This is a genomic window from Wolbachia endosymbiont (group B) of Hofmannophila pseudospretella, from assembly GCF_964028515.1.
In the GTDB taxonomy this organism is placed as follows: Bacteria; Pseudomonadota; Alphaproteobacteria; order Rickettsiales; family Anaplasmataceae; genus Wolbachia.
This window is the reverse complement of sequence record NZ_OZ034788.1, coordinates 1,564,928-1,587,053: the sequence shown is the minus strand read 5'-3', so window position 1 is coordinate 1,587,053 and position 22,126 is coordinate 1,564,928. Positions and strand designations below refer to the sequence as shown.

The window sequence follows — 22,126 nt, the reverse complement described above, 5'->3', positions numbered from 1 at the left end:
CTTACTTCTCATTCAACCATTTGCTTTGTCTCACTTTTTTAGGTTTTTTGCTTTCTGGCTTTTCACTTAAACTATTCCATTTACTCTCTGGCCAACGATCGATTCCAAGCGCAATAGATGCTGCTCTTGCGTAAATTCGGCAGTCTAGCACTTCATTTCTTTCTCTTACCTTTTGCCACTCCTGTTTGGTGTATCCTTTTACTACCTTACTGACTAATTGCTCTGCCGTTAACTGCTTAAAATATTCGGGTGCATACTCAGGAAAATGACAATATCCTGCTGGCACTTTCTCTTCTTCTTTTAAAATATTAAGTAGCTGAAAAAGCTCTGACTTTAATATCGATACTCCTACTGGCCAGAGCTTTATTCCTCTTTTTAGCTTTTGACCACCAACTGTTATATCAACTCTACTTGGGCTGCTAAGTGGCACTAGGGCTTTATTTACACCTTTAACTGCCATTACTCTTCCAGATCCTTGATGACCTCTTACCCAGTTGTATACTTCTTGCGTTGCATATCCAGCATCTACTGCCATCATGCTTATCATATATTCAAGCCCATTTTCACCGATAAAATGATGACTCAGAAGCTCCGAAAGTTTTCCCCATACTTCTCCACCTCCTGTATCTCCTTCAAATACTCGGTAGTCTATTGACCAACTTTCACGGCTTTTTCCCCATGCTACAACTTCCACCTCTAGACGATCTTTTTGGACATCTACTCCTGCAGTAAGTACCACTTCTCTCCTTGGTACTGTGCCAATCTGAAAAAATTCTCTCCTGTTAAATAATTGCTTCCAATCAGGTACTTCTCCTTTATCTACCCAAGTTTCTCCAAGCGTAGTATTTATCCATACTTTTAGTAATTGTTCACTTTCTTTTGCATGAAGAAAATCTTCTACTGCTTGTTGCCAACTATACCAACCAACTGGGCTATAAAGACTTGAAAGATGAAATCCTTTTTTCTCCCCTTCTTTTGCCTCTGTAGCTCTCCATTCTCCACGCTCAAGCATCTCTGTCTTTTGATGATTTTCTATTTTGCCGCTACATTCAGTGCAGACATAATGTGCTGTTCTTGAGTCGTTGTTTTCCCATTTTATTTGTGACCATTTTAGAACTTGATAGTAATTACAATGCGGACATGGTACAAAAAAATATCTCTTATCTGTTGCTTCAAATTCCTTCTCAATTCTGCTTATTCCATGAATCGTTGGTGTTGATACTAAAAAAATCTTTCGCCGTGCAAATGTATTGGTACGAGCTATGCTGAGTAAAACTGGATCTCCTTCTCCTCCTGAATCTCCTGGATATGCATCTATCTCATCAAGAAAGAGATATTTTACTGGCATAGAACGAAGTCCTACACTGCTATTTGCTCCGGTTATTACTACTATTCCACCTGGAAATTCCTTACTTTGTACAGTATTGCCTGAGTCTCTTGACCTTGGGTCTTTTACTTTACTCTTTAAACATGGCATACTCTCTATTAACGGCGCAAATCTTCCTTTTGACCAACGCTTTCCCATTTCAACTGTTGGCTGCACAACTAACATTGGACCAGGAGTCTGATCTATAATATAGCCTATCCAATTGTTACCAGCTTCTGTTCCTCCAATCTGCGCTCCTTTCATGAATACTACTTTTTCTGCTGGTGAGGACGGAGAAAGTGAATCCATGATTTCTTTTAAATAAGGAGTTCTTTCTGTTCTCCATTTACCTGGCTCTGATGCTGCAGTTGGCGCTAAAACTCGATACTCATTCGCCCACTCTGACACTTTAAGTAGTGGATCTGGCTTTAAACCTTCAGAAAAAGATGTAGCATATATCATATCGCTAGCTCTTCACCATCATTAGATGATACCTCAACATCACTTAAAATAGAACTGCACTCACTTGTTTTCTCACTTTCGAGTTCAATAAACATTTTCTTTTCAAGTGCTTCTTCTATGTACTTCTGAGTTAAATTACTCATTGCTATTGCAGCTATGAGCGCAACTATTCCCACCATTACCGCAGCTATAATGTTAGGGTAAATTCCCACTATCACTATTGCACATACTGTTATAGAAACACAGACGATATTGATATATTTCTTTATTTTTTTGTCTGCTATTTTCCTTTCTTCAAAATATTTATTGCTCAATAAATGAAATGTTGGAAAGTTCTTCTGTCTTCCAAATAACACTATTTCCTTCTCTTTGCTCAGTAATTTTATTAATTTTGCGTTGTTCGTTATTATTGCATACTGAAAAACATCCGTGGCATCTGCTCCTCTCTTTAGCAACAACTTTACTACGTTAAAGTGACCATGCTTTACAGCAACATAAATTCCCGTTTTTCCACTCTCATCTACAGCATCTATTTCAACTCCTTCACCAAGAATACCGTCTATTAGGTCTTCATATCCTTTTCTGGCAGCTAAATGAAGCAAACTGTTTTTATCAGCTCCGTATCTATTACTTGCTAAAATCTTTACTATATCTAATCTATTTGCTTCTTTTGCATAACAAAATGGTGTCTTGCCATTATCATCCTTAATTAAAGGATCTATATCTTCTCGCGTTAGTAAAACTTCTATTGTTTTCAGCCTTTCAGCATAATGTAGTGGCGTTTTATTTTCATAATCTTGTAAGTTAACCCCAGCATTAGGAACATTTATTAAGCATCTTACAATATCTAAACATAAGTCCCTTTCGTCGTAATTACTACTACTTATAGCTACGTGCAAAGAAGATAATTTCATTGCATTTCTGCCGCTGCCAACTACATTAACATTCGCACCAAGATTTGAAAGTAATTTTACTACTCCTAGCTTCTTGTTGTTTACTGCATAATGAATTGCTGCATGATTTCTCGCATCAAGAACATCTTTGTCCGCATTTCCTTCTCTAATTAAAATTTCTACTATTTGTTCATGCCCAGCTCCTGCCGCTAAGTGTAACGGTGTATGTAGTAAAGCATTCTGCTCATTAACATTAACCCCTTTGTTGAGTAAAAACCTTACAGCATTTGCTTCATTCAACATCGCAGCTAAGTAAAGCAAACTATCTTCCTCTGATCCGTATTTATTATTAATTAGCGCTTGTAATATTTCTTCTCTTGCACAAGAGAGCGCACTTTTACCATCATCATCAGTGATTAGTGGATTAATATTTTTTCTGTTCAGTAAGAGTGCAACCATACTAAGCTCGTTAATTTCTACTGCATAATGTAGCGGTGTCTTTCCATTTAATCCTCTAACATTTACATCCACTCCTTGCTGATTAATGAGACACTTTATTAATTCTAAACTTAAGTTAGCAGACATTATTTAAAACTTAATATTAGATAATTCTTGTAATGAGTTTGTAATCTCTTCAGTTAGCGCCATATGAATCTTTTCAGTGTCACTCAGTGATGCAAGTAGTGCTGAAACTCTATTTGGAATATTAAGCAAATTATTACGGACAACTCTTGCTACGTTAAATGCATCGCGCTTTACTTCCTCTACTGCTACAAGTTCTCCTATCTCAGCCTTAGCTTTCGCCTCAAGTAGTTTACCTCGTTCCATTTCATTTTTTATTCGAGTTTTAAGCAACATTGTGGAAAGGTTACTTGTATTTTCGTTTTCTGGATTTTTCCTCCTCAGTGGCTGACTTGGATCTCTTATTGCTGCTACCGCTTCATTTGCTTGCTCTCTATTGATCAAACCATCCTCCAACTCAACTATTCCTTTTTTTACTAAATAACAGACATATTGCTTTGAAACTCCTAGTTCTTTTGCCCATTCCGTTTGTGTGATCTTTTCCACTTTTTTTGCCCCTTTATTGCTGTTTTTCTTCTTGAATTTGTGCAAAAGTTTTGTCAGTACCAGAAAGAATTGCCTTCCTACCTGTGTATATTTGCCAACGTTTTATGGTTATACCAATTCCCACTATATAAAGAACAGATAGACAATAATGGGAAAGAAGTGATACTAAAGTAGATAAAATAGAGAGGTATAAATGGCATTAAGGTCAAAACTATTAGACGAAAAAGTTGTAAATTTGGCGAAAGAAATGTTAAAAAAGGTCAGAAATAACGCATATGTTTCAAAAAAGTTACAAGCGGTGATAGCAGGAAAAGAAAGTAGTATAAGCGCTGTGGCAAGAATATGTAAAATTTCAAGGACTGCTTTGACTGAATGGATAAAGCATCTAAAATTTGGTAGAGTAGAAAGATTATTTTCCCCGTCTCAGCGGCGAAGAAAAAGCAAATTAAACAAAAATCAACGTGAGCAAATTGAAATATGGGTAGAAAGAAATCCAAATATTACTATTAAGGAAGTGCAAATAAAAATCTCAGAGGAATTTGGCCTAAACATTAGCAAATCAACAGTGCACCGTGAGATACAAAGGATGAAGTTTTCTTACATAACACCGAGGCCAATTCACCATAAACAAGATAAAAACAAGCAAGAAGAGTTTAAAAAATACTTCAATAAAATAGTCAATTCCCACCCTGAAAAGGAGGTATTTTTTTGATGAATCACGATTTGGAACTCATTCAAAAATCGGACACGGATGGTTTAAAAAAGGGGTCAGAACACAGGTTAAAATGAAAATTGGTAGACAAAATTTCTATATCTACAGTGCGGTAAATCCAAGAAGTGGTAAGAAAATTAGCCTACTTGCTCCATATGTAAACACTGATTGTATGAATATATTTCTGGAGCAGATGTCGAAAGATTTAGGCACGAAAGAAGCCTTTCTTGTAATGGATTGTGCAAGTTGGCATAGATCAAAAAGTTTGAAAATTCAGGAAAACATTACCATCATATACTTGCCTCCTTATTCACCGGAACTGAATCCTGTTGAAAGGTTGTGGCAATATATCAAATACAATACTTTACGCAATAGTATCTACGATACCATAGGTTTACTTGAAGATGTTTTGTGTAATTTTATTGTCAATATTTCCAGTACTACTATTAAACGAGTTTGTAATGTTTCTTATTTGTTCGGTCAGTAATGGATTTTGGTATGAGAACTTTAATCTTTAATCCTCTTTAAAAAGTTATCTGAAGAAACGACTTTCACACCTCTAGCTTTTTCGAATGCCTCTCTTGCTGTGCCTGCGTTCTTACCTCCTTCCTTTGCCGCCTCTAAATTTTTATTATAGCCCTGTGCATCTTTATCTTTTATTTCATCAATGGTAGCCTGTTCTCCTAGCATGTTAAAAATTAATTCAATTGGTGTCATATGGTCTCTTAGTGGTTGTTTCCTCAAGCCTTTTATTTCCTTATGGTGCTTTGTTTTTACTCCAAACGTTCCCTCAGAAATTACGTCTGTCAATATTGCGTATTCTCTACCTTCAATATGCTTATTATTGTGGTCAGATATATTTCTGTTACCCCATTCTTTTGTTAGTTGATTTCTGACAGCTATCGACTCTATTCTCTTTTGTATCCATTCCTGAGGGTACCCTTTTGCAGCATAATCGGCATAGATTCGTTTGAGTGCAAGTTCAGGGTTTTCATATTCTTATAGCCTTTCATATCCAACTTTTGCAAGCCAGCGTTTAAATTGTTCAACTCTTTTGGAAGGAATAGACTGCAAAATACGAAATAACCCCTCAACATTTGTACAATTAACATTCTGTTTACCACCTTTTGTTTTAATTTCAAGGGGGGTGACAAATTGTCCCCATCCTTCAGAGAGCCCTATATCTCTGCTTTTTATCTTTTTTAGATAGTCAGATGGGTTCTTACTACCTGTCAGAAAAGCTATTACTTCTGTTATTACGTACCACCATTCTCCATCGTGTAATACTCTAGTAAAATTGCTATTATCAAAAGCAGTAGTTTCAATATCTCCCTCTTTTAAAGTTAAAGTATCAGTCATAAGCAACCTCTATAAGTTAAGAATAAACATAAAAACTAAAAAGACACTATTTTTAAGTCAGAAAAACCATTACTTACAATTTAATAATTTTCCAAAATCAATTATGTGTGAAAAGTAATCACTATCTATAACATCATCACTTACATCATTAACGTGGATAAGGACTGGACGACATGAAAAGCCTTTTGGACGATTTAGTGCATCTATTTTCTTTTGTACCTCTTGTATTATTGAATGACCAATTTTATCTTTTGAAAATTTGATTTCGCAAATGTAGAGAGTGTTAAACTTCGTTTGAATCATATAATCAATTTGACAACCTGCACTATTACGTGTTCTTTTCTGAAAAAATGGATTCTCGCTTATTATTCCATCAATCCCTAAGATATTATGTATGCTCTTTCTATTGTTCAGCACCAAATTTTCAAATTGAAGCCCAATAATTGTATACCACTCTGGTAAGAACCCTATAGAATAGGTGTCACGACTAATTTTCCCTAGATCTTTTTCGATATATTTTAGATAAAACCTTAAATAATTATCTTGAAGTCTGTATCTCCTGAGTCGTGAATCAGTACCAGTTTTTATACTCCAAGTATGATCTTTTGCAATAAAACCAGCAAGCTCAAGCTCATGTAGATACTCAGAAATGCGTCCATGTCTTACGATATTTAAAGTAGCACAAATTTCTTCTTGTTCTTTAGCTCCAGTAGAAAGAGCTCTGACTATTTGCTTATAAAAAGCCGTTTTTCGCATGAATAAATCTGAGAATATTTGATTAAATTCTTCAACTAAAAACCCACCTTTTCTAAAACAAAGCCTTTTAATATTTTCTTCAGCGCTATGCTTAAAATTTACCTCTTCTAAATACTTTGGAATTCCGCCAGTTACTGCAAGCACCTTGAACTTTTCATATGCTGAAATATTTTTTGGCCAAAATTCATTGCAATCAGAAAGTGATAATTCTCCGAGTGTTAAAGTTAACGATATTCTCCCTACGAAACCAGTACTACTAAGTATATTTTTCTCGATCCATGATGAAGCTGATCCACAAACAACGAAAATTAGCTTGTTATTATTTTTTAGCTGCGTATCCCAAAAATTTTTTATTTTGCCTAAAAAGGTTGGATCTTTTGAGCCCATCCAAGAAATTTCATCAAACAGCAATAATGTTTTTCCTGATAGTAGACGTTCACCAACTGCCCATAGTAAATCGCTCCAGTCATCATACCTAGCAAAAGATGTATTAAATTGTCTAGCAACTTGTCTAGAAAATTCATTAAGTTGGTAGGACATTGTAGTATGCTTTTCTGGTGGCAAACCTATAAAGGAGTAATATTGTTCAAAATACTTACCAAACTCTTGAATTAAACGACTTTTTCCTATACGACGCCTTCCTTTGACTACTACAAAAGATGCAGTATTTTTTTCTGTAAGCTCCAGTAGTTGTTTTAACTCAGTTTTTCTACCAATAAATAATGGAGACATAAAACACAAAATATAAATCTTTGTCTCCGTTATACTAGATAAAATTGGAGACGTAAATAAATAAATTTAGATCTTTGTCTCCATTCTGAACTATTAAGCGGTACATAGGTTTTAGATGCAGAAAAAGCTCAATAGAAAAAAATGATCCATTTCTGTAATTTTAGGTACATTCTTTCACCTATATCCAAAGAACCCCTATCAAACAAATCATATCCTCTTTTTCTGGAATACTCCCAAATTGGCTGAAATCTTGAACGGAATACATATTGTAATTTAATTGTTAGGACATTTATATTATAAGCAAAACAGAAATTTAATAACTATAAGGAGAAAACCTACGTTTTAAAGCTAGCTACAATTTTTAAGTAAAGCAGTAGCCACCTGATTAAAGATCGCTTATAAAACAACTCTAAACTCAACTAAAAGGTATTTTCAGTAGTCTTACTATCACGAAAGAAACTTACATGTAAGTTTAACACGATTTTCATGCCTTGTAAAGAAAATTTTTTAAAAAGAATTTAACGTTTCCTGTCTCAGATCTTTTTTTAGAGAGCTATCTACAAGGGTTAAAGAATAAATAAGAATGAAAAATATAAATAGGGTATTATTATATACCTTATTTTTATTATTTATAATAATAGGTTTTTCCTCTAAACTAAGAAACACTCAAAATCAGCCAAGGAGCAGCCTTTTATGATATTATAGTAGTTTGCTTGACTTGTAACCTTAAATTATGTTAAACTCCTCTACAGTAGCCCACTTCTCAGCTTAATGAGATTTCATTTTCCAATCTAAAATGGCTTAAACTGCCAAAAATCTATGTAATCCCGAATCTAAAGCACTTAATTCACAAACAATTATTATTAATAGTTTTACTAATGCAGCATTTTGTGGCTACTTCTTATAGATGGAAAATCTCTCACCTGGGTATATTGTAAACACGTTAAGCTCTATTAAAGTTTAATAGAAAAATCGTAATGAAAAAAATTTTAGAGCAAATCATATTTCGGACTGGTCAGGTAAGGAAGCAGTATTACTACTACCCCCTCCCTTAGAAACGCAGCATGCAGGTTTCCCAACACTACGCTTGAGCCCCTTATCTAAGTTCTTCTTTTCTAGAACCGGCTTGTCCTTCATGATTCCTCAGGAAACATCATTCTTAATGGTGACACCAACAGTAGAGAACCTTCTCTTGAGAAAGAGCTTGCTAACATTCTTGTTCGTTTCACTCTCTCATCAAAATACTTTTTCCATTTTAAGTCAAGGGGATTTGCATCCGCTCTGATTTTAACATGTCGTCTGATAGGTATATCAATCAGCTTAAGCAGTCTTAAATACCGTATCTCTTTTGGTTTGTTCTTGCATAGGGGTGCAGCAAAAACCCATTGGCGTTGACCCATTACTTTGAAGTAACGATTCTTTATCCAACGTAATCCTTTACGAGGATGTCTTTTCTTTGCCCATTTCCATAAACTATGCCAAATTTCATTGTCGATCTTTCTAAACGCTTTTTTAGCACACACATGGTGATAGTAATTTCCCCATCCTCTCAGTAGAGAGTTGAGTGACTTAATTACTATAGCCTGAGTGTTCGCTATATTTGCTTTTATCAATGTACGTGCTTTATTAAGAAGTCTTTTAATACTTTCTTTCGAAGGTTTAATAATTAACTTCTTATTATATCTACGTACATTACAACCAAGAAAGTCAAACCCTGTTGTGATAGATGTAATCTTTGTCTTCTCTTCTGACAGAATTAAACCTCGCTCATGAAGAAAAGATGATACTAAAGGCTTAACTTCCTTTTCCAGTACTTCATGTGTGAAACCTGAAATAATAAAGTCGTCTGCGTATCTGATTACATTCACTCCACTTCTGATTTTGTTTCTTTTTCTACTGCCGAGTTTACCAAATCGACTTTCCAATAACTTTTCAAGTCCGTTTAAGGCTAAATTGGCTAGTATTGGAGAAATTATACCACCTTGCGGGGTACCTGCAGTTGTGGGATACAGAGTTTTTGATTCTAGGAAGCCAGCTTTTAACCAACTATGCAGAATTTTTTTCTCCATAGGAATATGCTTCATAAGCCATTCATGATTAATGTTGTCAAAGCATCCTTTGATATCACCTTCAAGTATCCATTGTAGTTGATTACGACTTGCCAGTAACAAATGACAAGCTACTGTAGCATCTGCACAGGATCTTTTAGGTCTAAAGCCATAGGAGTGACGATCACTGATCGTTTCAGCTATCGGTTCCAGAGCAAACAGATATAATGCTTGCATGGCTCTATCTTTTATCGTGGGTATTCCAAGAGGTCTTCTTTTGCCATTAGATTTACTGATATAAATCCGTTTTAGCGGAGAAGGTTTATATCCTCTTTGCTTTAACTGCTTTATTCCTTGAAATTTAGCATTGCAAGTTGACCATAGTTGACGATCTACACCCGCTGTGTTTTTTCCTTGGTTTTCAGTTACTCTCTTAACAGCCAAAGCTTTTCCGCTAAAAGAGCGTGTGAGAAGATGTTGTAAAGTTTTTACCTTACCCCATCTTCCTTCTTGGACAGCCTTAACAATACGTCTTTGTAGCCTCACAATAACTTTCTGGCATTTCTTCCATGGCAACTGCTTCCATGCTTCAAAGCTTTTGGTAGATGCACTTACAGGTTTACTTGTAATCATCTGCTTTCCTACCTTAAGTGGTTAACAAAGTTTCTTGTCACGAGGGACCAAACGGAAGTCTGCTCGTTTTCACGCGAATTAATGTTACAAATTCTATCCATTTCGTTACAAAATGGCATTCGCTTTCTCCATTCTCCTTTACCTGCACTTCCATCAGCATTCCTTGCGGTTTGCTTGCCATGTAGGCGAAAATACAGGCTTACCCTGTTTCTCCAGTCATACAATAGTGGGTTAGGTGGCTTCTCTATACCGGTGGAGTTATTATTTGCGTACATCTAGAAATGAAAAAATGTAACTTATCCACATTACCTTTTGGTCAGAGCTTATCAGCATCTTTAGCTCTTTCATCGTATCGGTACTTATAAAGCTTCACTTACGTTCACCATACCACTAGCCTAGCCCTCCAACCACATGATGCTTGCAGTTTATGCCCCTCTCACGATTGAGCATCTTCTTTTTCAAGAGGAGGTTCATTGTCCGCATCGCTTGGCACCAACCGGTTGCCCGATTCGCACTGATGCGTAGACTCAGACGGCAAAACATCTGGTTTAATAAGTTTTAGAATCCTTTCAGTTTCTTTCTGAATGAATTCCTCTCCTTTTAAACAATATGACCGAAGACTTTCAGGTCGCACCATTTCTAGTATATATCTGTTATGGAGGAGAAAAAAGGATGGCTTATTTGGTTATTCTCATAAGCAAAGTGTAGTATATTTTGCAACATAATGCAGATGCAACTTATAGGCGGCTTTTTTGTTTAAAGTTAAAATGAAATTAAATTTTGTAATTTTTTTGAGGAGTGTAAGTTGAGAGCAGAGTTAAATTTTCAATATCACCATTTACCTCTACAGAAGAGAACTTTTTTAGTGTTGCCTATATATTTTTGTAGTTTTTCGGACGAATTTGAAATTGAACGTATATATATACTACAGGGGCATATGAAAGATAAGAGAACGGAGTTGTGCAAAATTTTCTAAAAAGTGACCAGTTTTTGTAATTTTGTTGAACTTACTATAGTAAGACCTAGCAGCCTGGTCTTCTGAATTGTAAATATTTGGGGTAAATATGGACAGTGTCAACTTACGCTTGAAAAAAAATTTCTCCTCTCTTCCGGAAAAACATGTGAGAAATCCGGTATTACTATAGTAAAAGGTACAGAGACATCTCTCTACCCACTTATGACTGTATTTTAAATTACCAAACCTTTAAGAACATCATCATGAGCTATGTAACAGAAAAAAAGACATTTTGTCAACAAACATAGCTTATTTTAACAGGAGAAAACAATATGCATGACAAGCAAGCTTTATTTGAAAGAGCAGCAGAAGTAAAAGCAGAACTACTCTCAAGAATAGAATCATCTTTATCCTACTTATTACCAAATGGTACTTTCCACGGAGGTAAGTTCTATGTTGGTAATATTAGGGGAGATAAAGGGAAAAGTTTAGTAGTAGAAACAAGAGGAGAAAGAGCCGGATTATGGGTTGATTTTGCTACGAGTGATGGTGGTGACATCTTTGATCTCTGGCGGGATGTTACTGGCAAGACGAAGTTTCTTGATACCATAGAAGATATAGAAAAATGGCTTGGCCGTTCAACATTTCAACCAAATCAGTTGGAATACTTAAATCAATCAGAAATACATTGGGATTACCACGATGAAAACAACCAAGTAATAGCTAAAATTTATCGTTATTATGATGCTGCAGGAAGAAAACGATATAGCTGTTTTGATGTAAAAAACTCAAGTAGTACTGCACCAAACCCAAGACCTTTATATAATATTCCAGGTATAATTAAATCTGACAAAATTGTTTTCGTTGAAGGTGAAAAATGTGCTGAAAGTTTAATAAATAAAGGCATAACGGCAACAACAACGATGTTTGGGGCAAATGCACCTATTGAGAAAACAGATTGGACTTTACTAAAAGGTAAACATATTATCATTTGGCCAGACAATGATGAAGCAGGCAATAAATATGCCAAAAACGCTGAAAAGAAACTTTTAGAACTTGGTGTTGCATCACTTGCTGTGCTTGAAATTCCTCGAGGTAAGCCTGAGAAATGGGATGCTGCTGATTGTGTAGAGGAAGGTATAGATGTCAAAGAGTTTTTAGCTTCAACTCCGTTGCTTACTATTGATACTCCAGCTACTGATACTTCAAATATGAAAAGTTTAGAAAGATCCACAAAACAGCCACTTAACATTTTAGATTGGAGTGCAGAGCGCTTTGTAGGTCCGGTACCAGAGCAAAAGTTTCTTGTTGAAGGTCTATTTCCTTTAGGTGTTACTTCAATAATAGCAGCAATGGGAGATACAGGCAAAGGTATGCTTCTTCTTGACCTAGCGCTTAAGGTTGCAAGTGATAAGGATCAGATGTGTGGCTTTGGTTCACTTGTTACTGAACATGGATCAGTAGTGATTTTTTCAGCAGAAGATGATGCAAGTGAGATACACCGCCGCTTAGAACGACTCGACCCTAAGTGTGAAAGGTTGAAACATAAAGATAAATTATTTATTGTACCACTGCCAAACGTCAGAGGATCACTTACAATACTCAGAAATGTTCGTGGTAAAATCGTCGAAGTTTCTCCTGAATTCGAATCCGTAATGAAACAGCTCGAGGAAATTAAAGATCTGAAATTGATAGTATTTGATCCACTTGCTTCATTTATCCATGCAGATATAAATGCTGATCCTGCTGTAGGGGATTATCTAATGTGCTTATTATCTGATTTAGCATGTAGTACTGGAGCTTCGATAATTACTGCTCATCACATGAGAAAGCCAAAAGGAGAAAAACCAATATTAACTGCTGAACAAGCACGCGATGCAATTAGAGGTACCTCTGCTCTTGTTAATGGTGTTAGATGCTCATACGCTTTTTGGCCAATAGAAAATACAGCTAGGCTAGAAATCTTTAAGGCAGTAGGAGAAACACCAAGACAGAATGCTTTGTTTCATGGGGCAGTTGTGAAGGCCAATGGTTTAGCTGATCGCACTGTAAGAACTTACCTAAGAAATCAGGAAACAGGGCTACTAGAAGATATAACAATACAACTAACAGTTAAAAATGCTAGTGAAAAAGACCTTAAAATATGTCTTACTGATGCAATTACACGATCTGCTGTTGCAGGACACCCATTTACTCACACAGGAAGCACAGGAGTATATAAACAACGGCATAGGCTACCTGAGATTTTCCACAGTATGGGAAGAGATCGACTAGAGCGTATAGTTCAGGAACTTTTACAAGCAAAGCAGTTAGTTAAAGGAATGTCTACAGGTGCAAAAGAGGATAAGTGGCTTGACATTCCAACTGGACCATTTGCTTGTGGTATAGGAAAGTTCACTCTTGGAGCTGAAGATTTTAGCTATAGGCAAAATTTAATGTTAGGATAAGTCTTTCTTTATGGGTGGCTCTTTAAATATTTTAGAGTTGCCCTATTTTCTCTATTCAATCTACCATCTACTCAATCTAACTTCGGAGCCACAACCCTATTATAAGTTATGATTTCAATTAAAAAGGGATAAGACATCAAATGGTTGAATTATATTCCTGATTCCTTGGTTACTAAATAAGTAATGAGAAACTAGGAAGCTAAAGATCGCTTGAATCCTAACCTTTTGCCCTCTATTCCTAAAAGTGTTCCTAGTTATTATGTGTCTGAAGTCAGCCAGTATAGCGGATTCTGCGTTCCTAAAACCCTTATATATTATATATATATAATAGTAATAAATAATAATAGATAATATAAAATAATAGTAAAATACAAATAAAGTACAATAACTTAAACAGCAAAAAGAAAGAAGTCCAGAAAGGCTGCCACAAAATATTATTAAGATATTTACATTTAATGAAAAATACAATTAGTGCGTTTTTAAAAGGCTCTTACTCTCATCTTTTTTTTATGCTGATAAAACTCAAATAAACGTTGGTCTGCTAATGCGGTTTTAAAACGATTCTACGACTTCAGGGTACAATTATACCACCAAGACCTAAGTTGCTCATGTAAGGTAGCTTAAAAATCGATTATGAGGCATTTCTAAATTATTTTTTATCTCAAATTTTTATTTATTACAAAAAACCCTAAAGCTAGTCTATCATGTTTTTTTGTTGGTTGCAAAGAAAATTTTTCAAAAAAGATTGAACAACTTGTGGTGATACCAATTCCCACTATATAAAGAACAGATAGACAATAATGGGAAAGAAGTGATACTAAAGTAGATAAAATAGAGAGGTATAAATGGCATTAAGGTCAAAACTATTAGACGAAAAAGTTGTAAATTTGGCGAAAGAAATGTTAAAAAAGGTCAGAAATAACGCATATGTTTCAAAAAAGTTACAAGCGGTGATAGCAGGAAAAGAAAGTAGTATAAGCGCTGTGGCAAGAATATGTAAAATTTCAAGGACTGCTTTGACTGAATGGATAAAGCATCTAAAATTTGGTAGAGTAGAAAGATTATTTTCCCCGTCTCAGCGGCGAAGAAAAAGCAAATTAAACAAAAATCAACGTGAGCAAATTGAAATATGGGTAGAAAGAAATCCAAATATTACTATTAAGGAAGTGCAAATAAAAATCTCAGAGGAATTTGGCCTAAACATTAGCAAATCAACAGTGCACCGTGAGATACAAAGGATGAAGTTTTCTTACATAACACCGAGGCCAATTCACCATAAACAAGATAAAAACAAGCAAGAAGAGTTTAAAAAATACTTCAATAAAATAGTCAATTCCCACCCTGAAAAGGAGGTATTTTTTTGATGAATCACGATTTGGAACTCATTCAAAAATCGGACACGGATGGTTTAAAAAAGGGGTCAGAACACAGGTTAAAATGAAAATTGGTAGACAAAATTTCTATATCTACAGTGCGGTAAATCCAAGAAGTGGTAAGAAAATTAGCCTACTTGCTCCATATGTAAACACTGATTGTATGAATATATTTCTGGAGCAGATGTCGAAAGATTTAGGCACGAAAGAAGCCTTTCTTGTAATGGATTGTGCAAGTTGGCATAGATCAAAAAGTTTGAAAATTCAGGAAAACATTACCATCATATACTTGCCTCCTTATTCACCGGAACTGAATCCTGTTGAAAGGTTGTGGCAATATATCAAATACAATACTTTACGCAATAGTATCTACGATACCATAGGTTTACTTGAAGATGTTTTGTGTAATTTTATTGTCAATATTTCCAGTACTACTATTAAACGAGTTTGTAATGTTTCTTATTTGTTCGGTCAGTAATGGATTTTGGTATAAGTGGAAGACAGCCAAGAGATTTGAAATTGGTTGATTTGAAAGAAATACCGATGCTATGGAGTGACCAGATGGAGAAGTTTTACAGGTTTAAGCAAGCTGTCTGCCAATAAAAAATAAGATAATTTCTTTAGAAGAATCTATAAATTATTAAATCTTTTGCAATTCTTTAATCTCACTTACGGAAAGATTAGTAAATTTAACACTCCCACTAAATTGGATAAATTGATTGCAAAAATAAGGTTTTTAATAAATTGCTTGTAGAGTTGGCCTTTTAGTTAGCTATGTAATAAAACCAACCCTCCTGCTATTTCTACTTACCTTAAGAGATATCTGCCACTGTTATTTGATTCACTACAGCTTCAGCATTGCTATTCTCAAGTGACTTTGAAGGCTTATTACAATAGTATATGATTGCAGCAACAACTAAGCAACAGGCTCCAACTGCTATTCCTACCGCTAACATTCCTGAGTAAGCTGCAATAGCCACACCTAAAGCAACTCCAGCCACTGCTAGTGTAGAAGCAACTATGATAGAAGTATTACGACACTTAGCATGAAGCTCATTTAGTTTATCTAATGCAGAAGCACCATCCTTGTATTTTAGCTCTCTTAGTATATCTTTATTTTCACATTTGTTAAGCAAATTCCAAACATAACTTAATCTTCGTGCTTGACCATAAAACCCCTTCTCAACATATTCAATCAGGAGATCAAAAGGAGTTTCACCTTTGTCATTTTTAACGTTAAGCTTTGCGCCTTCACTCATTAGTAATTCAACATAACCTTGATAGTTTGATTTATTACTAATCAACAATTTTAAGGTATGATGCAAAATTGTATTTTCACCTTCATCTTGGTAATCAATCCTATTTTTATGCAAAAAGTAACTAAAAATCTTTTTATTGAAATCATATTTAACAATATCTTCTAAAATAGTACTTAGAATCTTTATGTCGTTTTTAATCAAGAAATTTAAGATTTTTTTATTATTAAGTTTAACAGCAAGTCTTGCTAGCTCATTTAATGAAGAAGTACCATTTAGACTTTTTAGTGTACCTTTAATTGTACAATTGCTAAGGATCCTTGAAACATGATGTAATCTTTCCTTTTTAGTATAATGCGCCTTTGTAACATATCCAACCAAGAGATCAAATGGAGTTTTACTTTCTTTATTTTGAATATCAAGTTTCGCACCTTCATTTAGAAGTAATTTTGTAATATTTTGCTCCTTCCATTCATCATCTTCTGAGCCAAAACATTTAAAAGCGTGATGTAAAACTGTATCTCCATTTTCGTCTTGACAATTGACATTCATACCACCTTCAATTAAAGTTTTTAAAACTTCTTCACTACAATGATAAACAGCAAGTTCTGCTAGTGTATTTAATGAAGAAGTACCATTTAGACCTTTCAATATGTCTTTAACTGTACAATTGCTAAGAAGCTCCTGAATATTATTTAATTTCTTTTGTTGATTAATTGGATAGCTAACATATTTAACTAAGAGATCAAATGGGGTTTCACTTTTTTTATTTTGAATATCAAATTTTATACCTTTGCTTAGAAGTAATTTAATAATACCTTTGACTTCTGGTTTATCCAAACACAAAAGTTCTAAAGCGAGATGTAAAACTGTATTTCCATTTTCATCTTGATGATTGATATCTATCTTATCTATGTGTTCATTTACAAGGTAATAAGCAACGTTTATAGAATTATATTCAATAGCTGCATGCAAAACAGTATTTGATAACTTTACTCCTTTTTCCATTAAAAGATTTAAGAATTCCTTTTTATCATACAGAATAATAAGCTCTTCTCGATATTTCGAGTAATTAGAAAAATTTATATCTTCTATCTGAACGGCAAAATCCTTAAGTCTATCTAAAATCAGACTAACACTTAAACTGAAAAAAGTTTTTTTCTGCGCATCTTCTAATTCATCAAGTACACGTTTTAATGATTCTTGTTTCAGTGTACGTCTTGATTTTTCTTGCAGATTCAACTCCTTCGTAATAGAAGTCAATCCTCTGAGATTTCTCATAGTACGTTTGTATTGTGCACTACTAATCTCATCCATTTTTCCAACCATCTCATCAAGCTTCTCTTGGAAACTTGAAGATTTAGATGTTCCTGAACATTGATTACCATTCTTTTCTTCATCATACTTTTCCCTTTTTTCTATATCCGATAATACTGTATGTGCCTCTTGTATTTTTTTGAACTTTTCCTCATTCTCTTGAACTTTTTTTTCAAGTTGAATTAGTCGATTTTCTTCTGCTTGTGAAAGGTTCGTCTTTACTTTTAACATATTGAGATCTTTTTTTTCAGGAAATTTATCTGGATGATACTGCTTTGCTAAATTACGATATGCTTGGGTTATTTCATATTCAGAAGCTTCTTCATCTATTCCTAGTACTTCATAATAATCAGGCATCTATTTCTCCACTACTTTGATACATTTTTCATGACATTACCAATACTACATCTTTATGAAAGCAAGGTACTATTATATGAACATTTTAGCAAATATTGTAATATTTGTCAATTTATTAGTAGATTAAATAAAAATTTATAGAAAATACTAGACTCTGTAGCGCTATAATGAATTTGTTTATTTACTCCTTCGGAAATCGCAAAAAAACTGCCTACCTTTGTGAGAACACGTTGCATAAAAATAAGGTTATAAAAATAGAAGATTTAAATTATTTCAATAAGCTTAGGCAAAACAGTTCGTATGTAGATATTGATGAAATGTGCTAATATGGCTAGTTTTAGCGTATAGCAAAGTCAGAATATAAAAAAGTTCGTATGTATCGTTTGGTAGACCAATTGATTCCAAGAAAAACACTTCTCACCACCATTAGTTTTGAACACTGGAAATGGTCATATTGTTTAGGTTCTTAATAATACTTAATATTAAATTAACAGTAATCCATTTGAGAATAGCAAAAGACCTGCTGCAAAAGGTAATTGAAAAAGTGATGCGAGAGAGGTAGAAGAAGAATAAGCAGATCGAGTAAGGTAAAAAATGAGCTTTAGTTACTATAAAATGAAGAAGCACCCAAGAAACTTTCGTAATATAACAGGTTTAACTATAGAGGAGTTTGAAAAGGTGGTGGAAAAAGTGAGGTCTGAGTGGAAAAAACTTGAAAAACAGAAAAAGTGCCATGGTAGAAGATCACAACTACCAACTCTGGAAGATAAGTTATTTTGCGTAATTTTGTACTATCGCACTTACATAACACATAGATTTTTAGGGTGCCTGTTCAATATGCACAACGCAAATGTATGTAGGTTACTGAAGAAAATAGAGCCATTACTTGCCAAGAAAGTTACTATAACAAAAGATAGAAGTATGACATCAGAAAAAATACTAAAGATTCTGGCTGATGTTACAGAACAGCAAATACAGAGGCCAGAAGATAGTAAAAAACGGAAGAAGTCATATTCAGGAAAAAAAAGAACCAACACTATGAAAACTGAGATTGTTATCGAAGAAGATGGAAGAATTTTATCAGTGTCAAAGTCATATCGTGGTAGAATTAGTGATTTTCGCATAAGGAAACAAGGAAAATATCTACCACTCGATAGCATAAAATATGCCGATTCTGGATATCAAGGTTGGCAAAAATTGCAAAGTAATGTCATATAAAAAGTACCGTAAAAAGCCATTAACTTCAGAGCAGAAAGAGCATAATAGACGATTAGCATCATTTAGAATGAGAGTAGAAAATAAGATCCGTGAGGTAAAGATATTTAAGATTATGTCCCATGTTTACCGCAATTTTCAGAAAAAATATAACCTGAGGTTCAATATTATTGCTGGTATTGTGAATCTTAAGCACTCCTTTTAGTTAACCTTGATTTTAGTCACCCTCCTTCCCTTTTTTTATCGCTTGATTCGCAGCAGGTCTTATGCTATAGATACTCAAATTTATATAATTTAGTAACAGCTTTATAGTGTAAAGAAAGGTTAATATCATTGGGGGGTTTATGCAAATATCTGAGCTTACTACAGAAACTTCAACAACTATAACAGAGGTTTCTATTGAGAACCCAAACAGCGAATTATTTGATGCTGTAAAAAAGTTAACCTTGATAGAGTTAAGGAGCTTATAGAAAGAGGAGCCAGCATTAACACTAAAGGTAGTGATGGCAATACTCCTTTACACTTAGCTGCTAAAGTTGGTAATTTGAGTATAGTAACCTATCTTGTGGGTGAAGAAAGAGCTGATATTTATGCAAAAAATCAATACGGACAAACACCTATATCTCTTGCTGCTAAAAATAATCACTTAGAGCATGTCTTCAAACCAAAAAATGAGCTAATTTGTGAAGTATAATAGTGATCATATTAAAGAAGATATTAGTTTTTGAAGTGAGGGGAGAATGCTCATAATCCTTGTTCATACGTCTAAAATTGGAAAGCCAGGCAAATGTCCGTTCTACGATCCAACGTTTAGGAATAATCTGAAATCCTGTATCAACCAATTTCTTGGCAATTGTTAGCAAACATCCAGTTTCCAATAAACATCGATTTTGTAATTTACCTGTGTACCCTTGATCGGCAAAAAACTTTCGTAAGGTTGGGGCTTTGCATTTAGCCTGAGCAAAAAGATCTAGAGCACTATCGCGATCTTGAATACTTGCACTGTGTACTTCAGCAGCAATTACAAGACCCACAGTATCTACAATGATATGGCGTTTTCTGCCCTTTATTTTCTTTCCAGCATCGTATCCCTCTCGATCCCCTTTTTGAGTCGTTTTTACTGACTGGCTGTCTATTATTCCCACTGATGGAGTTTCATTCTTACCGATTATCTCTCTTACTTTTTTAACTAGAAAATCATGAATTTCTTGCCATATTCCACTTTTTTTTAAGCGCGAATCACAACTATACACGGTTTTCCATGGTGGAAAATCTTTAGGCAGTTGTCTTCATTGACATCCTGTTCTCATCATATAGCGGATTGCGTTAACAATTGTTCTAATACTATGTTTTCTTGCTCTGCCGGTCTTTTAAGGTTCAAAATATGGCTCTATTATCTTCCATTCTTTGTCACTTATGTCGCTTGGTACATCTTAAAATATATCTTATACCATACTTCTTAACTTCTTTCTACTCAGTTTCAAGACGGGCTCTAACAACCCCAACTTTGATTTTAGTATTTTTTCTTGTGTTGTACTCATATCTGACACTCCTTTAAAATTTGTTTATATTTTTATCTTACTTTATTACCCTGTCAGATTAAGTTTAAACTATTACATCTGCAATCTCTCCTATTTGACCTACCAACAATGAGTATTGGTATTAGCAATGGGATAAAAAACAAATAGCAAACACTGAAATTAAATAAGTACATAAGCAAAGTGCTCTAGTTCGTTTGTGTATCCCTATAACTATCAAGGGCTCTCTCTGCTTTTACATTATTTTGAATATTAGAGCTAGGTTTATCTCCTTTTTCTTTCTCATATAATGACCACCCACATAGTCCAATTACTGCAGGTACAATAAGTGCTGCTAAAAATATATATGTTTGTGTCACAAATGCTAATGCTATAATCAAAGCTGAAAGAGATGCTGATAAAGTGAAATACACAGTTGACCTGTGACGTTGAATGTTTTGTGTCTTATTTTGTACTCTGTCAGATTTCACATTTTCTCCCCTGTAACAATTTTTATCTAGCACCTTTTCATTAAATGCTCCACTAAACATTAACACAGTTTCTCCTAACGTTCTTCTAGTAAGATTTTCCTCCACTGCAATATTACCTCGTGCGGATAATGCACCATTACCAACGTATCCAACTCCCTCACCCATTATAGATTCTGCAAACTTTCCTTCTTTTGATACCCTACTTGGCGCGCTAAGATCACCATAATTAATAGCAATGCTTTTGATGCCACTGTCGCTTATCAGCTTATTTAAATCTTGAGTATTTCCAGTATTGACAAATATCCCACAAAATCCTGAGTATTTTCCACTATCTTGCTCTATTTCCTTAGCAGCTTCTATTGCTGCATTGACAAAAGCTATTTTTGCTTCTTTTTGCTCATCATTACTCAAACCACTCAAAAAAGCATTAGGTACCACAATGCTTAATCCTTCTTTATGTTTGGCAGCCATTAAGGCATTCAGTTTTACTACGTTTTTAAACTTATCTTGTAGCTCAGATTTTCTGCTACCTATTAACTCTCGACTTCTAGCAAAATACTTGTAGTCTAAGGTATTTCCTTTTAACTTAGGAAAAGTAGTATAATGAACAACGCTTTCTATAGGATCATTCAGCAGCTTTCCTGAATGATCTAAATGTTGTGTTACTTCAGCCCTTATAACTATATAAGAAGATTTTTTCTGTAGCTCTCTCCTATAATCTTCAAAACTTTTATATTTAGATGGTATTGTTACTCTTTTACCAGCCTTAAGAAGCTGAATATCATGCACTTCTTTTGCGCCAATACGATCCTTATCATATATTAAATCTATTTTTTGTTGTTTATTTTTAATCTCTTTTGCATATACTGTTTTAGTTGTGTTATCTATTACTATATCCGCATCCACTCCTTGTGTAAGCTGCACAATAGGGGCTAATTTATTATCAGTTATCATGCACTTCCCAGTGTACGGATTAGAACAACAGCCTTTTTTAGACCCTAGCCCAAACATTTCCATTAGTGGCCTTCGAATTTCATAATGCAATGAATAAGGAGTTGTGCAAAATGGAATTTCTTTTGTTTCTTCCTGAATTAGTCTAAGATTCATAACCTCCTCACTTTACACATTGTAGTATCATTAATGATAGCATTTTATAAATCAGGAGTCAA

18 protein-coding genes and 3 pseudogenes are annotated in these 22,126 nt (G+C 34.4%); 7 read left to right on the top strand and 14 right to left on the bottom strand.

The annotated features are described in order from the left end of the window. Window position 1 precedes the first annotated feature (1 nt). The 4 genes from ABWU24_RS07665 to ABWU24_RS07650 all read right to left on the bottom strand — a co-directional run bounded on the left by ABWU24_RS07665 (window position 2) and on the right by ABWU24_RS07650 (window position 3,989). Window positions 2-1,828, bottom strand: a complete 1,827-nt coding sequence (locus ABWU24_RS07665; RefSeq protein WP_353274254.1) for a phage terminase large subunit family protein — start codon at window positions 1,826-1,828, stop codon at window positions 2-4. Then, the gene (locus ABWU24_RS07660; protein ID WP_353274256.1) at window positions 1,825-3,306 is read right to left on the bottom strand and encodes an ankyrin repeat domain-containing protein; all 1,482 of its coding nucleotides are present in this window, start codon (window positions 3,304-3,306) and stop codon (window positions 1,825-1,827) included. Before ABWU24_RS07660 ends, ABWU24_RS07665 begins: the two co-directional genes overlap by 4 nt. A gap of 3 nt (window positions 3,307-3,309) precedes the next feature. Further along, the gene (locus tag ABWU24_RS07655) at window positions 3,310-3,789 is read right to left on the bottom strand and encodes a hypothetical protein (protein WP_114517343.1); all 480 of its coding nucleotides are present in this window, start codon (window positions 3,787-3,789) and stop codon (window positions 3,310-3,312) included. A 77-nt stretch (window positions 3,790-3,866) separates the two neighbouring features. After that, window positions 3,867-3,989, bottom strand: coding sequence for a hypothetical protein (locus ABWU24_RS07650; RefSeq protein ID WP_353274258.1), 123 nt, complete (start codon window positions 3,987-3,989; stop codon window positions 3,867-3,869). On the opposite strand from ABWU24_RS07650, the gene ABWU24_RS07645 reads away from it, so the two are divergent. Beyond that, window positions 3,983-4,988 (top strand): IS630 family transposase gene (locus ABWU24_RS07645; RefSeq protein ID WP_353274215.1). Its coding sequence is split into 2 segments (ribosomal slippage): window positions 3,983-4,492 and window positions 4,494-4,988, totalling 1,005 coding nucleotides; the frame shifts between segments, so codons are not numbered across the junction. The genes ABWU24_RS07650 and ABWU24_RS07645 overlap by 7 nt on opposite strands. Window positions 4,989-5,008: 20 nt before the next feature. On the opposite strand, the gene ABWU24_RS07640 is transcribed toward ABWU24_RS07645, so the two are convergent. From ABWU24_RS07640 to ABWU24_RS07615, 6 genes are all read right to left on the bottom strand, one after another. Next, on the bottom strand, window positions 5,009-5,311 hold the full coding sequence (locus tag ABWU24_RS07640) for a hypothetical protein (RefSeq protein WP_353274213.1): 303 nt from the start codon (window positions 5,309-5,311) through the stop codon (window positions 5,009-5,011). Window positions 5,312-5,500: 189 nt separating this feature from the next. Continuing rightward, window positions 5,501-5,860, bottom strand: a complete 360-nt coding sequence (locus ABWU24_RS07635; protein ID WP_353274211.1) for a Bro-N domain-containing protein — start codon at window positions 5,858-5,860, stop codon at window positions 5,501-5,503. A 69-nt stretch (window positions 5,861-5,929) separates the two neighbouring features. Continuing rightward, entirely contained in the window at window positions 5,930-7,348 is a 1,419-nt protein-coding gene (locus ABWU24_RS07630; RefSeq protein WP_341816037.1) for an AAA family ATPase, read from the bottom strand. Window positions 7,349-8,347: 999 nt separating this feature from the next. Then, window positions 8,348-8,485 (bottom strand): hypothetical protein, encoded by a 138-nt coding sequence (locus ABWU24_RS07625; protein ID WP_341816093.1) that lies wholly within the window; start codon window positions 8,483-8,485, stop codon window positions 8,348-8,350. Then, the gene (gene ltrA / locus ABWU24_RS07620) at window positions 8,482-10,029 is read right to left on the bottom strand and encodes a group II intron reverse transcriptase/maturase (RefSeq protein WP_264330863.1); all 1,548 of its coding nucleotides are present in this window, start codon (window positions 10,027-10,029) and stop codon (window positions 8,482-8,484) included. The genes ABWU24_RS07625 and ltrA overlap by 4 nt, the downstream gene beginning before the upstream one ends. 436 nt (window positions 10,030-10,465) lie before the next feature. Continuing rightward, a complete protein-coding gene (locus ABWU24_RS07615; RefSeq protein WP_012481961.1) occupies window positions 10,466-10,666 on the bottom strand; it encodes a hypothetical protein in 201 nt (66 codons plus the stop codon). A gap of 650 nt (window positions 10,667-11,316) precedes the next feature. On the opposite strand from ABWU24_RS07615, the gene ABWU24_RS07610 reads away from it, so the two are divergent. The 3 genes and pseudogenes from ABWU24_RS07610 to ABWU24_RS07600 all read left to right on the top strand — a co-directional run. Beyond that, on the top strand, window positions 11,317-13,431 hold the full coding sequence (locus ABWU24_RS07610; protein ID WP_353274766.1) for an AAA family ATPase: 2,115 nt from the start codon (window positions 11,317-11,319) through the stop codon (window positions 13,429-13,431). Between the two features lie 845 nt (window positions 13,432-14,276). Then, a protein-coding gene (locus ABWU24_RS07605; protein WP_353274215.1) for an IS630 family transposase occupies window positions 14,277-15,282 on the top strand; the annotation gives its coding sequence in 2 pieces (ribosomal slippage) (window positions 14,277-14,786 and window positions 14,788-15,282; 1,005 coding nt in all). 14 nt (window positions 15,283-15,296) lie between these two features. Beyond that, window positions 15,297-15,407 (top strand): annotated as a pseudogene (locus ABWU24_RS07600) (recombinase); the annotation flags it as partial. A 209-nt stretch (window positions 15,408-15,616) separates the two neighbouring features. Here the strand turns inward: ABWU24_RS07600 and ABWU24_RS07595 are convergent. Next, window positions 15,617-17,341, bottom strand: a complete 1,725-nt coding sequence (locus tag ABWU24_RS07595; protein WP_353274770.1) for an ankyrin repeat domain-containing protein — start codon at window positions 17,339-17,341, stop codon at window positions 15,617-15,619. Window positions 17,342-17,455: 114 nt separating this feature from the next. Next, window positions 17,456-17,734 (bottom strand): annotated as a pseudogene (locus ABWU24_RS07590) (DnaJ domain-containing protein); the annotation flags it as partial. A 594-nt stretch (window positions 17,735-18,328) separates the two neighbouring features. On the opposite strand from ABWU24_RS07590, the pseudogene ABWU24_RS07585 reads away from it, so the two are divergent. The 3 genes and pseudogenes from ABWU24_RS07585 (at window position 18,329) to ABWU24_RS07575 (ending at window position 19,643) form a co-directional block, all read left to right on the top strand. Next, window positions 18,329-19,154, top strand: a pseudogene (locus ABWU24_RS07585) (transposase family protein). A 139-nt stretch (window positions 19,155-19,293) separates the two neighbouring features. Then, entirely contained in the window at window positions 19,294-19,419 is a 126-nt protein-coding gene (locus tag ABWU24_RS07580; protein ID WP_353274225.1) for a hypothetical protein, read from the top strand. Continuing rightward, window positions 19,416-19,643, top strand: coding sequence for an ankyrin repeat domain-containing protein (locus ABWU24_RS07575; protein WP_353274768.1), 228 nt, complete (start codon window positions 19,416-19,418; stop codon window positions 19,641-19,643). The genes ABWU24_RS07580 and ABWU24_RS07575 overlap by 4 nt, the downstream gene beginning before the upstream one ends. Here ABWU24_RS07575 and ABWU24_RS07570 read toward each other — a convergent pair. Then, the gene (locus ABWU24_RS07570) at window positions 19,609-20,232 is read right to left on the bottom strand and encodes an IS5 family transposase (RefSeq protein WP_264330994.1); all 624 of its coding nucleotides are present in this window, start codon (window positions 20,230-20,232) and stop codon (window positions 19,609-19,611) included. The two genes, ABWU24_RS07575 and ABWU24_RS07570, sit on opposite strands and share 35 nt — an antisense overlap. A 443-nt stretch (window positions 20,233-20,675) precedes the next feature. Further along, window positions 20,676-22,064, bottom strand: coding sequence for a hypothetical protein (locus tag ABWU24_RS07565; RefSeq protein WP_341810987.1), 1,389 nt, complete (start codon window positions 22,062-22,064; stop codon window positions 20,676-20,678). Between the last annotated feature and the right edge of the window lie 62 nt (window positions 22,065-22,126).